Origin of the sequence: Micromonospora psammae (genome assembly GCF_036902725.1) — a bacterium.
In the GTDB taxonomy this organism is placed as follows: Bacteria; Actinomycetota; Actinomycetes; order Mycobacteriales; family Micromonosporaceae; genus Micromonospora.
Genome location: NZ_JBAKHM010000011.1, coordinates 35,649 through 50,713, shown reverse-complemented (window position 1 = coordinate 50,713; position 15,065 = coordinate 35,649). Strand labels below are relative to the sequence as shown.

Here is a 15,065-nt window from a genome sequence, read left to right as displayed (position 1 = left end):
TCGGCGCGAGTGGATGGCGCGACACGCCGCAAACGGGGTGGATCACCCGGGTCGTGGTCGGCGGGAGCCGGACGAGCCGACCCGACCGGACGGAGTGGACCGTCCGGTCGCCGGGTGGATCGGGGGACGCGGACGGCGCTGGGTGACAGCGTCGGGACGCTCTGTCGACGATCGATGCCCCGGGCGGTCGCGGGCCTGGTCAAGCGGTCTGCGTCCGGTATCGTGTCCGGCGGTCTCCCGCCCGCGGGCCGTCGTCCCGGGGCCGGCGGGGCCGCTGCCGCGCCGTGGTCGACCGGGGCCCCGCGGCCGAGGGAAGGACACCGTCGTGCCCAGGACCAGCTTCACCCGGCCGCGCGCCCGCCGGCCGCTGACCGTGCTGCTCGCCACGGTGGCGCTGCTGCTCGGCGTCGGAGTCGTGCCGGCCGCCGCGGAGCCCAACGAGGGGGGCACCAAGCAGCTCCGCGAGCAGCTGGAGGCCGCCGCCAAGGGCCACATCGAGGCCAAGGCCAAGCTGGACAACTCCAAGCGCCGCCAGGCCGCGCTGACCGCGGAGCTCAAGGCGGTCGAGGGACAGCTGGTCGAGCTGAACGCCCAGGTCGGTGAGGTGGCCGCGCAGTCGTACCGGCTGGGACGGCTCACCCCGACGGCGTTGCTGCTCAAGAGCGCCAGCCCCGACGCCCTCGTCCAGCGCGCCGGCGAGCTGGACGTGATGGCCCAGCGCGACTCCAAGCGGCTGCGCTCGCTCGCCAAGGCGAAGGCGACCGCCGCGCAGGCCAAGACGGCCATCGACGGCGAGGTGCGCGAGCAGCAGAAGCAGCTCGCCGCGCTGGCCAAGAAGAAGCGCGACGCCGAACGCGCGCTCGCCACGGTCAGCTCCGGCAGCAGCTCCGGCTTCAGCGGCGGGTCCCGTTCGGCCAGCCCGGCGCCGCGCAACTCCGACGGCTCGTGGCCGTCGGAGTCCTGCTCGGTCGACGACCCGACCACCGACGGTTGCATCACCCCGCGCACCCTGCACGCCCTCAAGCAGGCCCAGGCGGCCGGCTACAAGCGGTACGTCAAGTGCTTCCGCACCGGCGGCGACGGCGAGCACCCGAAGGGTCGGGCGTGCGACTTCTCCGCCGCCACCAGCACCTTCAAGGACGAGACGGCGACCGGCGGCGACAAGGCGTACGGCGACAGCCTGGCCAACTACTACAAGAACAACGCCAGCCGACTCGGCGTGCTCTACGTGATCTGGTACCGGCAGATCTGGATGCCGAACACCGGGTGGCGGGCGTACAGCGGCTCCGGCAGCCCCGCCGCCGACCACACAAACCATGTTCATCTTTCGATGTACTGACCCGGAGTGCCGGGCACGCTGCGTACCATCTCGACAGTGAGCAGTTCATCGTCCGAGGTCGTGGCCGGCTCGGCCGCCGTCGGGGCACCGGCCACCTCCCGCGCCCTGCCCAACGGGCTCGCCGCGTTCCTGGTCTTCCTCTCCAGCGGCGCCGTGCTGGTGCTGGAGACCGTCTCGCTGCGCCTGGTCGGCCCGTACGTCGGGGTGACCCTCCAGGTGACCAGCTCGGTGATCGGCATCGCGCTGGCCGCCATCGCGTACGGGGCGTGGACGGGCGGCTGGCTGGCCGACCGCCGGGACCCGCGCGGGCTGCTGGCCCCGGCGCTGGTGCTCGCCGGCATCGCCACCGCCGTCACGCTGCCGGTGGTCCGGTACGCCGGTGAGGTGCTGCGCGGCGGCGCGACCAGCGGCATCCTGCTCCTCACCGCACTCGCCGTCTTCGTCCCGGCGGCCCTGCTCGCGGCGGTCACCCCGCTGGTGGTCAAACTCCAGCTCGCCGACCTGCGCCGCACCGGGCAGGTGGTGGGGCGGCTCTCCGGCATCGGCACGCTGGGCGGCATCACCGCCACCCTGGTCACCGGATTCGTGCTGGTCGCCGCGCTGCCCAGCACGGTCATCCTGGTCGCGCTGGCGGTGCTGCTCGGGGTGACCGGCCTGGCGCTCGGGGTGTACCTGCGCCGGCGGGAGGTGGCGGGGCTGCCCGGCCCGGCCCGGACCAAGGCGACGCTGGCGGTGCTCGGGCTGGTCGGGGCGGGGCTGAGCGCGGTCGCCCCGAACCCGTGCGACGTGGAGACGGCGTACCACTGCGCCCGGGTGGCGAGCGACCCGGGCCGCGACTCCGGCCGGGTGCTCTACCTCAACTCCGCCGAACACTCGTACGTGGACCTGGCCGACCCCACCCACCTGGAGTACGCGTACACCCAGTGGATCGGCGCGGTGGCGGACGTGATGGCGCCGAAGGGGCAGCGGCTCGACGCGCTGCACGTCGGCGGGGGCGGGTTCACCATGCCCCGCTACCTGACCGCCACCCGGCCCGGCACCGACAACGTGGTCTTCGAGATCGACGGGGAGCTGGTCGAGCTGGACCGCCGGCTGCTCGGCGTACGCCCGGGGCCGGAGCTGAAGGCGGTGGTCGGCGACGCCCGGATGCTGGTCGACGGCGAACCCACCGCCAGCCGCGACCTGGTCGTCGGGGACGCCTTCGGCCACCTGGTGGTGCCGTGGCACCTGGCCACCCGGGAGATGGCCGGGGAGGTCCGCCGGGTGCTGCGTCCCGGCGGCATCTACGTGCAGAACGTCATCGACCACCCGCCGGGCCGCTTCATCCGCAGCGAGCTGGCCACGGTGGCCGCCGAGTTCCGTACCGTCGCGCTGATCGCGCCGCCGGCGGCCATCGACGGCCAGGTGGGGTCCAACTTCCTCATCGTCGCCTCGGACGGCCCGCTGCCGCTGGACGCGCTGCGCCAGCGGCTGGACGCCCTGGCCACCCCGCCGGACCTGCTCACCGACGCCGGCCTGGCCGGCTTCGTGGACGACGCGCTGGTGCTCACCGACGACTACGCGCCGGTGGACCAACTGCTCGCCACCGCCTGATCGGGTGATGTTCCTGACCGATTACGACCAGTCAGGTGTAGCGGGGCCGGACCGGGGCAACTCCTCCAACCATGGGTGGAGCAGCGCGTAACGGGGCACAGGCACAGCTCCTCGGTGATCGGTACCGCCTCATCGAGCAGCTGGGGGCGGGCGGCATGTCCGTGGTCTGGCGCGGCTACGACGAGGTGCTCGGCCGCCAGGTCGCGGTGAAGGTGCTCGCCTCCCGGCTGGCCAGCGACAAGGCGTTCCGGCACCGGATCCGGATCGAGGCGCAGGCCGCCGCGCGGCTCTGCCACCCCAACATCACCAACGTGTACGACTACGGCGAGTCCGAGCAGGTCGGGTTGACCGTGCCGTACGTCGTGATGGAGCTGGTCGACGGCGGCCCGCTGACCGCCCGGCTCGGGCGCGACCGGCAGCTGCCCTGGCGGGAGGCGGTGACGATCGGCGCGGAGGTCACCTCGGCGCTGGCCACCGCGCACGCCCGGGGCGTCGTCCACCGCGACGTCACCCCCGGCAACGTCATGCTGACCCCGACCGGGGTGAAGGTCGTCGACTTCGGCATCTCCGCGCTGGTCGGGGAGAGCGAGAAGGGGCCGGACGGCGCGCTGCTCGGCACCCCCGCGTACCTCGCCCCGGAGCGGCTGGACAACGGTCAGGTCTCCCCGGCCACCGACGTCTACGCGGTGGGTCTGCTGCTCTACCGGATGCTGACCGGCCGACTGCCCTGGCAGGCCAGCACCACCACCGAGATGCTCCGCGCGCACATGTACAACGACCCCGAGCCGATGCCCGAGGTGCCGGGGCTGCCCGACGAGGTGGCCGAGCTGGTGGGGCGCTGCCTCGCCAAGCGCCCGCAGGACCGCCCGCTCACCGCCGAGGTGGCCCGTACCCTCGCCGGCGCGGCCGGGATGATCGCGGCCGTGCCGGTCTCCCCGGCACCGGGGACGCTCGACCCGGCGCAGCTGGCCAGCGCCGGCACCACGATCCTGCCCTGGTCCTCGGAGACCGACGCGCTGCCGTTGTCGATGCGGACCCGCAACCGGCGGGCGGCGTCCCGGCGGCGCAAGGTCGAGGCCGGGGTGGCCGCGGCCGGCCTGGTCGCGGTGACCGCGACGATGTGGGGGGTGACCTCCGGCAGCTCCGCCAGCGGCGGGGTGGAGCCGCCCACCGAGGCGCGGATGGGGCTGCCCCAGCAGAACGTCTGTGGCGTCTCCTACGCGCTGCGCAAGGACTCCGGCAAGGACTTCGCGGCGGAGGTGACCCTCACCAACACGGGCAAGCAGGAGCTGCGCGACTGGACGATGCGCTTCACCTTCCCCGGTCGGCAGAAGGTCACCAGGGCCACCCCGGCGTCGGTCCGGCAGCAGGGGAGCACCGTGGCGGTCCAGCCAGCCGCCGGTCGTCCCCCGCTCGCGCCGGGCGCCTCCGAGAAGGTCGCCCTGACCGGGTCGTACACCGGCAGCAACCCGCTGCCGGTGCAGTTCAAGCTCGGTGACGCCGACTGCGCCGTCCAGGTCTCCGGAGTGGCCGGCTCGACGCCGAGCACGGCCCCGGCGACCAGAGCGGCGACGGCCAAGGCCCCGGCGGCCAGGACCCCGGTCCGGAAGGCCCCGGCGCGGAAGGCGACCGGTGGCGGCGGTTCCACCGTCGAGAAGAGCTCCGGCGGTGGGTCGAAGGCCAAGGCGGGCAGCGGCAAGGGTGGTGGTGGAAAAAAAGTCGTGGTCGTGGAAAGGGACGAGGACGGTGACGACGACTGACGTCGTGCCGGCCGGTCGGGCGGTCAGCCGAGGCCGGCGAACCGCTGCACCTGGTTGATCGTCCCCTCCACGATGAGCACGCTGCCCGCGCTGAGCACGGTGTCCGGGGTGGCGTACCGGAACGGCTCACCGGGCAGCTTGGCCCCGACCACCAGCACGCCGTGGTGCTCCGGCATCGCCAGTTCGCGCAGCGGCCGGTCGACCAGGGACGCCGGCACCGGCACCTTGGCGATCGCGAAGTCCTCGCCCATCTCGACGAAATCGAGCATCCGGCTGACGATCAGGTGGGCCACCCGCTCGCCGGTCTCCGCCTCCGGGAAGATCACGTGGTGGGCGCCGACCGAGGCGAGGATCTTGGCGTGCTTGTCCGAGGTGGCCCGCGCCCAGATCTGCGGCACGCCCACCTCGGTCAGCGCCAGCACGGTCAGCACGCTCGCCTCCACCGAGGCGCCGATCGCGACCACCGCCCGACTGAAGTCCCCGATGCCCAGTTGCCGTAGCGCGCCCTCCTCGGTGGAGTCCGCCTGGACGACCCGGGCCAGCGACGACGACCAGCGCTGTACCTGGTCCGGGTCGTGGTCGATGCCGAGCACCTCGTGATCGAGCCGGGTCAGCACGCCGGCCAGGTGGCAGCCGAGCCGGCCCAGTCCGATCACCGCGATGTCGCCCCCGCCTCTAGCCGACAATGGGTTGCTCCTTCGGGTAGCGGTACAGCCGCCGTCGGGTGTTCAACGCGATGGCGGAGCCGAGGGTGAGGGGGCCGACCCGGCCGATGTACATCAGGGCGGTGAGCAGGTACTGGCCGGGTTCGGGGAGTCGTTGGGTGAGCCCCACGGAGAGCCCGGTGGTGCTGAACGCCGAGGTCACCTCGAACAGCGACTCGTTGAACCGGACCCCCTCGGTGATCAGGACCAGTCCGACCGTGCCGGCCACCACCAGCGCCACGCTGAGCAGCGCGACGGTCAGTGCCTGGCGCTGGCTGGCCTCGGCCACGCGACGCCGGCCCACGGTCACGTCCGGCTCGCCGCGCAGCTCCGCCCAGATGCAGAAGGCGAGCAGGAAGAAGGTGGAGACCTTGATGCCGCCGGCGGTGCTGGCGCTGCCGCCGCCGATGAACATCAGCGCGATGAGCAGCGGGTAGCTCTCCTCGCTGAGCCACTCGACGTTGATCAGGTCGAAACCGCCGGTGCGGCTCAGGGCCATCTGGGTGAACGTGGCGAGCAGCTTGCCGGGGGCGTCGTACGTGCCGATGGTGCGCGGGTTGGTCCACTCGGCGAGGAGCAGCATGGTGAAGCCACCGACCAGCAGCGCCAGGCTGCCCCAGATGGTCAGCTTGGTGGCGACCGCCCAGCGGACCGGGCGCCGCCAGTGCCGGACGGCCTCGAAGAGCGCGGGAAAGCCGAGGCCGCCGATGATCCCGCCGAGGGCCAGCGGCAGCGACACCCACGGGTCGCGGGAGAAGGCGAGCAGGCCGTCGGAGTAGAGGGTGAAGCCGCCGTTGTTGAAGGCCTGCACGGAGTGGAAGCCGCCGGACCAGAGGGCCCGGCCGGGCGGATAGTCGTAGACCAGCCAGAGCCGGCCGGTGACCACCAGGGTCATCAGCGCCTCGCAGGCGAACACCGTGCCGGCGATGCGCAGCAGCAGCCGGCGGACGTCCCCGATGCCGTACTCGACGGTCTCGGCCTGCACCAGCAGCCGGTTGCGGAGCCCGAGCTGTCGGGAGACGGTGAGGCCGACCAGGGCGGCGCCGGTGAGGATGCCGAGCCCGCCGAGCTGCGTGAGCACGGTGATCATCGCCAGTCCGAAGCCGTTCCAGTAGTTCGGCGTGTCGGTGACCGTCAAGCCGGTCACCGACACCGCGGAGGTGGCGGTGAAGAGCGCGGTGACCAGCGGGGTGTACCGCTGCTCGCCGGTCGCCCAGGGCAGCATCAGCAGGCCGGTGCCGATCGCGATCGCCACCAGGAAGCCGAGGGGCACCAGCCGCACGGGGTGACCAAGGGACCGGCGCACCAGACAATCTTCCGGTTCCGGGCACGGCGGGGTCGGCGAATGGCGCATCCCGCAGGGTTCACGCGGTGGAAAGCCACCGACCAACTGGCGGTCAGCCGGGGCGGGTGTGCTGGGCGTGAACCTTCGACGACAGGAGACGGCGTTGCGACGTACCCTTTCCGCCCTCGGTGTGGCCGGCGCGCTGCTCGCGGTGGCCGTTGCCGTGCCCGGCGCGGCCTCGGCCCGCGAGGACGCGGAGCGTGCCCACCGTGCGGACCGGGCGACCCACCGGCCGCTGGTGATCGGCCACCGCGGCGCGAGCGGCTACCGCCCGGAACACACCCTGGAGGCGTACCGGCTGGCGATCCGGATGGGCGCCGACTACATCGAGCCGGACCTGGTCCCGACGAAGGACGGCGTGCTGGTCGCCCGGCACGAGAACGAGATCTCCGGTACGACCGACGTGGCCGCCCGGCCCGAGTTCGCCGCCCGCCGGGCCGCGAAGACCATCGACGGCGTGACCGTCACCGGCTGGTTCACCGAGGACTTCACCCTGGCCGAGCTGAAGACCCTGCGGGCAAAGGAGCGGCTGCCGCAGGTGCGGGTGGCGAACACCGCCTTCGACGGCCGGTTCGAGGTGCCGACCTTCCAGGAGGTCGTCGACCTGGCCCGCGCCGAGAGCCGGAAGCGGGGCCGCACCATCGGCATCTACCCGGAGACCAAGCACCCGAGCTACTTCGCCTCGATCGGGCTGCCGCTAGAGGAGCCGCTGGTCGCGGTCCTGCGGAAGAACAAGCTGACCCACCGGGGCGACGCGGTCTTCGTCCAGTCCTTCGAGACCGCCAACCTGCGCAGACTCGACGCGATGATCGACGTGCGGCTGGTCCAGTTGCTCGACGCCGGTGGCCGTCCCTACGACTTCACCGCCGCCGGTGACCCCCGGACCTACGCCGATCTGGCCACCCCGGCGGGTCTGCGGTGGATCGCCGACTACGCCGACGGGGTCGGGCTGAACAAGAACCTGATCGTCCCCCGGGACGCCGCCGGCAAGCTCCGGGCGCCGGCCACGGTGATCCGGGACGCGCACCGGGAGCGGCTGCTCGTGCACGCCTGGACGTTCCGCGCCGAGAACCAGTTCCTCCCGGCCGACTTCCGGATCGGCGCCGACCCGAACGCCCGGGGTGACAGCACCGCCGAGTACGAGCTCTTTTACGGCCTCGGCCTGGACGGCGTCTTCGCCGACCAGCCCGACACCGCGGTCGCCGCCCGCGCTGGCCTCGCCGCGCGCTGACCGCCCGCCACTGGCGGCGGCACCCTGACCGCCGCACCCACCGGGAGCCGCACCCACCGGCGCGGCTCCCGGTGGCCCCTGCTCTTTCTCGGGTACGCGCAGCTCCGTCGGCGCGGCACCCTGGGGGCGGCATGGTGTCGCGCGGCCCTTTGGAGCTGATGACGTGAACGAGTCAGCGTGTCGGGCCGGCGGGACGGGTGGCGATCGCGCTGGACCGGTGGTGGAGGTGATCGCGGAAGCAGGGGTGCCGCTCGGCCGCAGCGGGCCATCGTCTTCAGGGCACGATGCCGCGGGATGGCGCAGGGCAGCCGGCCCCGCTGAGTCGTCTACGACATCAGCTCCAAAGCCTCCGAACCCCTACCGCGCCGAGCGCTCGCTCTGAAGCGTGTGGCGCATGTGCGGCATCAGCGGCCAGCTTCAGGTGGGTCCAGTGGCCGGATGAAGCGCATGCCGAGGGCAGCGTGGGTGGTCCGTGTCCCGCGACGACACATAGCCGCGTCGCCCGGTGGGTCCGGTGGCCATCGGCCGCCTCGCCCCTGGTGTCGCAGGAGGGGAGCTTGTTACGGTCGGCCACCCGGTCGAGGCCACTTGTGTGTCGCCGCCACATAGCCCGTGGGTGACGTCACTTCTAGCGTGAGCCGACACATGCTTCCTGTCCTCACCTGGAGTCGCGATGACGGTCCGGCACACCCGGCGGGCGTTCCTCTCCGCCGCCACGATGATGGCCGCGGCGCTCGCCGCCACGGCCTGCGGCAGCCCGCAGGACACCGCCTCCGGCGGCGGTGACACCGCCCCGGTCAAGGTCGGCCTGGTCTACTCCCAGTCCGGCCCGCTGGCCAGCTACGGAAAGCAGTACGTCGAGGGCTTCAAGGCCGGCCTCGACTTCGCCACCAAGGGCACCGGCAAGGTCGGCGACCGGAAGATCGAGCTGACCGAGGTCGACGACGCGGGCGACCCCGCCAAGGCGGTCTCCGCGGCCAAGGACCTGATCGGCAAGGGCACGAAGATCATCGCCGGGTCGACGGCGTCCGGCGTCGCGCTCCAGGTGGCCCCGATCGCCGCGCAGAACAAGGTCCTCTTCATCTCCGGCCCGGCCGCCACCGATGCGGTCACCGGCGCCAACAGGTACACGTTCCGCTCCGGCCGGCAGTCCTACCAGGACGTGGTGACCGCCAAGTCGTTCATCGGCGACCCGGCCGGCAAGAAGGTGGTGGTCTTCGCCCAGGACGGCGCGTTCGGTGACGCCAACGAGGCCGCCGTCAAGGCCGTGATCGGCGGGGCCGGCGCGACCGTCAGCAGCGTCCGCGCCCCCGCCAGCGCCTCCGAGTTCACCCCCTTCGCCAGCCAGATCAAGGCGGCCAAGCCGGACCTGCTCTTCGTCGCCTGGGCCGGCACCACCGCCCCGGCCATGTGGCAGACCCTCGACCAGCAGGGCGTGCTCGCCAGCACCACGGTCGTCACCGGTCTGGACATCCGCGCCTCGTGGCCCACCTTCGGCGCCGCCGGCAGCAAGATCTCCTTCCTGTCGCACTACTTCGACGGGGCCAGCGACACCGAGGCCGCCAAGGCCGCCAGGGCGAAGGTCCCCGGCGGCACCCTCGACCTGTTCCACCCGGACGGCTTCGCCGCCGCGCAGATGGTGGTCCGCGCCGCGCAGGAGGGCGGCGACGACGTCGACAAGATGGTGAAGGCCCTCGAAGGCTGGACGTTCGACGGGGTGAAGGGCCCGATGACCATCCGCGCCGAGGACCACGCCCTGCTCCAGCCGATGTACCAGGCGAAGCTCGCCGGCAGCGGCACCGCCTTCACCGCCACCGCGCAGAAGAGCCTGACCGGCGACGAGACCGCGCCGCCGGTCACCCGGATGAAGGGCTGACCCAGTGCTCGCCACCCGCGGTCTGACCTGGCGGATCGGTGAGGTCGCCATCGTCGACGGCGTCCACCTCGACCTGGCGCCCGGGGAGTTCCTCGGCGTGATCGGGCCGAACGGCGCCGGCAAGACCTCCCTGTTCAACCTGATCACCGGCCTGCGCCGGCCGACCGAGGGCCGGATCATGCTGGACTCCGAGGACATCACGGACCTCCCGCCGCACCGGCGGGCCCGGCTCGGGCTGGGCCGGACCTTCCAGGCGTCCTCGGTCTTCGGCTCGCTCACCGTCCGGGAGAACGTCCGGCTCGCCGTACAGGCGCACCGGGGTGGCTCGATGAAGCTGTGGCGGCGGGCGGCGGCCGACCGGGAGGTGGCCGCCGCCGCCGACGCGGCGCTCGACCGGGTCGGCCTCCACCACCGGGGTGCGGCGCTCGCCGGCACCCTCGCGCACGGCGAGAAACGCAAGCTGGAGATCGCCCTGCTGCTCGCCGGGGAACCCCGGGTGATGCTGCTGGACGAGCCGATGGCCGGGGTCAGCGCCGAGGACGTGCCCGAACTGGTCTCCGTGATCAGGTCGCTGACCGGCGACTTCGGCCGGTCGGTGCTGATGGTGGAACACCACATGGACGTGATCCTGGAGCTGGCCGACCGGATCGCCGTGATGCACCACGGCGCGCTGCTGTCCTGCGACACCCCGGACACCGTGATGGCCAACGCCACCGTCCAGGAGGCGTACCTGGGGGAATCGCTATGAGTGAGGCTGTTCTGACGGTGGAGGACCTGTCGGTGCGGATCGCCGGGCTGCACATCCTCCAGGGGGTGTCGTTCACCGTCGCGCCGACCGGGGTGACCGTCCTGCTGGGCCGCAACGGAGTGGGCAAGACCACCACCCTGCGCGCGATCGTCGGGCTGACGCCGCGCAACGGCGAGGTGCGCGGCGCGATCCGGATGGGGGCGCAGAGCCTGCTGGCCCGCCCCACCCACCGACTGGTCCGCGGCGGGCTCGGCTACGTGCCGGAGGACCGCTGCGTCTTCGCCGGCCTCACCGTCGCCGAGAACCTGCGGCTGGCCGAACGGCGGGGCACCACCCCGGCGTACGAAAAGGTCTTCGCGCTCTTCCCGGAGCTGGACCGGCGCGGACGGCAACGGGCCGGCTCGCTCTCCGGCGGGCAGCAGCAGATGCTCGCCATCGGCCGGGTGCTGCTCAACGACAACCGGCTGCTGCTGATCGACGAGCCGACCAAGGGGTTGGCGCCGAAGGTGGTGACCGAGGTGGCCGAGGTGCTGGAACGGGTGGCCGAGTCGGTGCCCGTGCTGCTGGTGGAGCAGAACCTGGCCGTGGTCCGCCGGCTCGCCCGCGACGCGGTGGTGCTCGCCGCCGGCCAGGTCGCCTGGACCGGCGAGGCACGGGAACTGCTGCTGGAGACCGACCTGACCCGGTCGCTGCTCGGCGTCGGGTCCGGCGACGGACCGCACACCGGCACGCCGGCCGCCGCGCGGAAGGACGGGCGCTGATGGACACCCTCATCCTGCTCACGCTGACCGGGCTCGGCCTGGCGGCGCTGTACTTCCTCGTCGCGTCCGGGCTCTCCCTGGTCTTCGGCCTGGCCGACGTGCTGAACTTCGCGCACGGGCTCTTCCTCGGCGTCGGCGCGTACGCCACCTGGTGGGCCGCCGGGAACCTGCCCGGCGCGGGGGCCGACGGCCTCGGCTTCGTGCTGGCGGTGGCCTTCGGGGTGGCCGCCGGCGCGCTGGTCGCGGTGCTGGTGGAGCTGGTGCTGATCCGGCCGCTCTACACCCGCACCATCGAACAGGTCCTGGTCACCGTCGGCCTGTCGCTGGCCGGGGTGGCGCTGCTCCAGGCGACCTGGGGCGCGGACCCGCGGCCCTTCCCGCGTCCGGAGTGGACGCAGCGGGTGACCACCGTCCTCGGCGCCGCCGTGCCGAACGCCATGCTCCTGCTGATCGTCGCCGCGGTGCTGGTGCTCGGCGCGCTGCTGGCCTTCCTCCGCTGGACCCGCTACGGCCTGGTGATCCGGGCCGGGGTGGAGAACCGGGAGATGGTCACCGCGCTCGGCATCGACGTGCGGAAGGCGTTTACCCTGGTCTTCGCGATCGGCGGGGCCGCCGCCGCGCTGGCCGGCGCGCTCGGCAGCACCTACTACGGCACGGTCTCGCCCGGGCAGGGCGGCGCACTGCTGATCTTCGCGTTCATCGTGGTGGTCATCGGCGGGATGGGCTCGGTCGTCGGGTCCGCGTACGCGGCGGTCGCGGTGGGCCTGCTGCAACAGTTCGTCAACTACTACGGCCCGTCCGGCCTGGGCGACATCTGCGTGGTCGGGCTGCTCGCCGTGGTGCTGCTGCTGCGTCCGCAGGGCTTCGCCGGAAAGGTGGCTCACGCATGACCGACTCGATGGTCGACGCGCCCCCGGCCGCGGTGCCGGCCGAGCTGGAGCCCCGGCGCCCGCGCTGGCACGGGCTGCGCCGGTACCTGCCGCTCGTCGCGCTGGTGCTGGCCGCGATCGTGCCGTACTCCACGGTGCACCTGCCGGGACTCTTCGAGGGGCCGCTGAACTCGCCCGGCACCCTGCAACTGCTCGCCATCTGCCTGATCTTCGGCGGGCTGGCCGCCGGCTACGACCTGCTCTTCGGCCGGACCGGCATGCTCTCCTTCGGGCACGCGCTCTACTTCGCCGCCGGGGTGTACGGCACCGACCTCCTGGTCACCCGGGCCGGGCTGCCGCTGTGGCAGGCGGCGCTGCTCACCGTCACCGGCGCGACCATCCTCGCGGCGCTGCTCGGCGCGGTGGCGCTGCGCACCGTCGGGATCGCCTTCGCCATGGTCACGCTCGCCTTCGCCCAGGTCGGGGCGATCCTGGTGGCGCGCGACTTCGGCGGGTGGACCGGCGGCGAGGAGGGACTGCCGCTGGACGTCTCCGGGCTCCCGCCGGCCCTGGTCGGGGTGGCGAACACGGTCAACCTGTACTGGCTGGCGCTGGCGTACCTGGCGCTGGTGGTCTTCGTGGTGCACCGGGTCTCCGGCTCGCCGACCGGGCGGGTGCTCGCCGGGCTGCGCGACGACGAGCGGCGGATCGGGGTGCTCGGGCTGGACCCGTACCGGTTCAAGCTGGTGGCGTTCACCCTGGCCGGCGGGCTGGCCTCGGCCGGCGGGGTGGTCTACTGCCTGGTCGTCGGCGGCGCCTCACCGCACGTCACGTCGTCCGAGCTGACCCTGTCGCTGCTGGTCATGGTGGTGCTCGGGGGCCCCGGCACCCGCTGGGGGCCGGTGCTCGGCGGCGTCTGCTACATGTACCTGGACCACCGGCTCACCGCCTTCGGCGCCAGTGCCGCGGTGGACGACCTGCCGGCGGTGCTCAGCCACCCGCTGAGCCAGCCGCTGTTCGTGCTGGGCACCATCTTCATCCTGGCCGTCTACTTCTTCCCCGGCGGCCTGGCCAGCCTGGCTCCCCGGCTGGCCCTCCTGCGTCACTCCCTGCGCGCCCGCCGCTGATCCCACCTCGGACCGGTGCCGGGGCCGGCCGCCGTGGCGGCCGGCCCCGGTCGCCGTCAGGGGCGTTGCCCCGCCCGGTCCGCGATGGTGACTTCCAGCTGGGCTGAGTCGGCGGTACCGAGGAGGGTGTGGTCCTCGGCATCGAAGACGAGCACCACGCCGGCGTCGTCCCGGGTCGACCAGGAGATGCCGACCCCCGGACGGCCCGCCGCGTCGCGCACGTCCGGGACCACCTTGATCCCCGGGATCCGGGCGGCGGCCTTGAACAGCGCGGCGCGCGTCGCCGGGCTCACGTACCCCTCGGCGAGCACCATCACGTCCTTGGCCATGGCGTTCGTATCGGTCGGTCCGCCGCCGCTGGCGTTCCGCTTGAGATATTCGAGCATGGCGTCCGCGTCGGTCGGCAGATCCGCCCGGTACGCCGGCTCGGGCTTGCAGGGCACCGTCACCTTCGGGACCACCCTGTCACCCTTCACCGCGGCGGCCCGCCCGTCGCGGCACCCGGGCACCGGGTACTCGGCAGGATCCCTGGGGTCAGTGCTCCGGATCAGGCCGTCGTGGGTACCGTCCACCGACAGCCAGGCCTCCCGCTCGGTGCCCCCGGACCGGCTGCGGGTGTAGATGAACTGGTCGGGGCGGGGTGCCACCTGGGGGCGGGTGAGCGCCGCCGCCGCCGCGCGGTCCAGGATCTCCGCCGCGTTGGCCGCGGGCACCTCGCCGCCGACCTGGTCCGGGCCGAGCACCAGCACACCGGTGGCCGCCGCCGCCAGGCCCAGGGTGGCCATGCCGGCCACCAGGAGCCGACGGACCGGTCGGGACCGGCGCCTCCGGCCCCGCGTGCCGGCGGTTCCCGGTGCGGCGGTCGGGCCGGTCATCGCCGGGCCGGCCACCGCCCGCTCCGCGGTGATCGCGGCGAGCAGCCGGTCCCGGGCGGGGGTGAGATCGTCGGCGGACGGGAGGGGCGTCTCCCGGCCCACTTCACTGAGCAACTGCAGGTCATCCATGGCTCACGGGCTCCTCGATGTGGTTGGTCGGATTTATGTCGCCGAGGGCCGCACGCAGCTTGACGCGGGCCCGGTGCAGCCGGGACCGGACGGTGCCGACCGGGATCAGCAGCGCCTCGGCCACCTCCTCGTAGGTCAGCTCGGCCCAGGCGACCAGCAGCAGTACGTCCCGGTCGCCGGGGGACAACCCGGTGACGGCCGAGACGAGCGGCTGGCGCAACGCCTGCGCGCTCACCTCGGCGGCGACCCGGTCGGCGAGACCCGACTCGTCCCGGTCGGGCGCGATCGTCTGGCGCAGCCGGTGGTCGCGGAGTTCGTCCCGGCGGTGCTGGCCGATCAGGTTCGTGGCGATCCCGTACAGCCAGGGCCGGGCGTCGCGCCGGTCGAGGTCGTACCGGCTCCGCTTGTGAAACGCGGCGAGGAACGTCTCGGCGGTGAGGTCGTCCGCGACCTGCCGGCCCAGCCGGCGGGTCAGGTAGCGGTGGATGTACGGCGCGTGCCGGTCGAAGATGGCCGAGAACCGTTCCGGCTCCCGTACCGAGTGGGCGATGATCCGGGCGTCGTCCTCCTCGTCGGTGGTGTCCCTGGCGTGCCGTGTCCGGTTCATAGGGGTCCTTTGCTCGGCGACAGGTGGTTCACCTGTTATCCGCGCGGAGCCGGAATGAGGTTCACGCCGGCCGACCCGGACGACGCTGGGCGGGAGCGCGG

At 73.1% G+C, this 15,065-nt stretch carries 13 protein-coding genes; 9 read left to right on the top strand and 4 right to left on the bottom strand.

Annotation, left to right across the window (positions count from 1 at the left end):
• Positions 1-325 precede the first annotated feature (325 nt).
• From V6U79_RS15355 to V6U79_RS15345, 3 genes are all read left to right on the top strand, one after another.
• Positions 326-1,339, top strand: a complete 1,014-nt coding sequence (locus V6U79_RS15355) for a coiled-coil domain-containing protein (RefSeq protein WP_334533138.1) — start codon at positions 326-328, stop codon at positions 1,337-1,339.
• 36 nt (positions 1,340-1,375) lie between these two features.
• On the top strand, positions 1,376-2,932 hold the full coding sequence (locus V6U79_RS15350) for a fused MFS/spermidine synthase (protein WP_334615028.1): 1,557 nt from the start codon (positions 1,376-1,378) through the stop codon (positions 2,930-2,932).
• A gap of 71 nt (positions 2,933-3,003) precedes the next feature.
• Positions 3,004-4,692, top strand: a complete 1,689-nt coding sequence (locus tag V6U79_RS15345) for a protein kinase domain-containing protein (protein WP_334615027.1) — start codon at positions 3,004-3,006, stop codon at positions 4,690-4,692.
• 23 nt (positions 4,693-4,715) lie between these two features.
• Here the strand turns inward: V6U79_RS15345 and V6U79_RS15340 are convergent, their stop codons facing one another.
• The gene (locus V6U79_RS15340; protein WP_334615091.1) at positions 4,716-5,348 is read right to left on the bottom strand and encodes a potassium channel family protein; all 633 of its coding nucleotides are present in this window, start codon (positions 5,346-5,348) and stop codon (positions 4,716-4,718) included.
• 19 nt (positions 5,349-5,367) lie between these two features.
• Positions 5,368-6,750 (bottom strand): TrkH family potassium uptake protein, encoded by a 1,383-nt coding sequence (locus tag V6U79_RS15335; protein ID WP_442933393.1) that lies wholly within the window; start codon positions 6,748-6,750, stop codon positions 5,368-5,370.
• Positions 6,751-6,844: 94 nt separating this feature from the next.
• On the opposite strand from V6U79_RS15335, the gene V6U79_RS15330 reads away from it, so the two are divergent.
• The 6 genes from V6U79_RS15330 to V6U79_RS15305 all read left to right on the top strand — a co-directional run bounded on the left by V6U79_RS15330 (position 6,845) and on the right by V6U79_RS15305 (position 13,353).
• Positions 6,845-7,972, top strand: coding sequence for a glycerophosphodiester phosphodiesterase (locus V6U79_RS15330; protein ID WP_334615090.1), 1,128 nt, complete (start codon positions 6,845-6,847; stop codon positions 7,970-7,972).
• A 673-nt stretch (positions 7,973-8,645) separates the two neighbouring features.
• Positions 8,646-9,848 carry a substrate-binding domain-containing protein gene (locus V6U79_RS15325; RefSeq protein WP_334532855.1) on the top strand — a complete coding sequence of 401 codons (1,203 nt, stop codon included), beginning with the start codon at positions 8,646-8,648 and terminating at the stop codon, positions 9,846-9,848.
• A 4-nt stretch (positions 9,849-9,852) separates the two neighbouring features.
• Positions 9,853-10,596 (top strand): ABC transporter ATP-binding protein, encoded by a 744-nt coding sequence (locus tag V6U79_RS15320; RefSeq protein ID WP_334615026.1) that lies wholly within the window; start codon positions 9,853-9,855, stop codon positions 10,594-10,596.
• A complete protein-coding gene (locus V6U79_RS15315; protein WP_334615025.1) occupies positions 10,593-11,357 on the top strand; it encodes an ABC transporter ATP-binding protein in 765 nt (254 codons plus the stop codon). Before V6U79_RS15320 ends, V6U79_RS15315 begins: the two co-directional genes overlap by 4 nt.
• Complete coding sequence (locus V6U79_RS15310; RefSeq protein WP_334532847.1) at positions 11,357-12,247, top strand: branched-chain amino acid ABC transporter permease; 891 nt, start codon at positions 11,357-11,359, stop codon at positions 12,245-12,247. The genes V6U79_RS15315 and V6U79_RS15310 overlap by 1 nt, the downstream gene beginning before the upstream one ends.
• Complete coding sequence (locus V6U79_RS15305; protein WP_334615024.1) at positions 12,244-13,353, top strand: branched-chain amino acid ABC transporter permease; 1,110 nt, start codon at positions 12,244-12,246, stop codon at positions 13,351-13,353. Before V6U79_RS15310 ends, V6U79_RS15305 begins: the two co-directional genes overlap by 4 nt.
• 56 nt (positions 13,354-13,409) lie before the next feature.
• Here the strand turns inward: V6U79_RS15305 and V6U79_RS15300 are convergent, their stop codons facing one another.
• Both V6U79_RS15300 and V6U79_RS15295 read right to left on the bottom strand, forming a co-directional pair.
• Positions 13,410-14,357 carry a CU044_5270 family protein gene (locus V6U79_RS15300; protein ID WP_334615023.1) on the bottom strand — a complete coding sequence of 316 codons (948 nt, stop codon included), beginning with the start codon at positions 14,355-14,357 and terminating at the stop codon, positions 13,410-13,412.
• Positions 14,350-14,964, bottom strand: a complete 615-nt coding sequence (locus V6U79_RS15295; protein WP_334615022.1) for an RNA polymerase sigma factor — start codon at positions 14,962-14,964, stop codon at positions 14,350-14,352. Before V6U79_RS15295 ends, V6U79_RS15300 begins: the two co-directional genes overlap by 8 nt.
• Positions 14,965-15,065 lie beyond the last annotated feature (101 nt).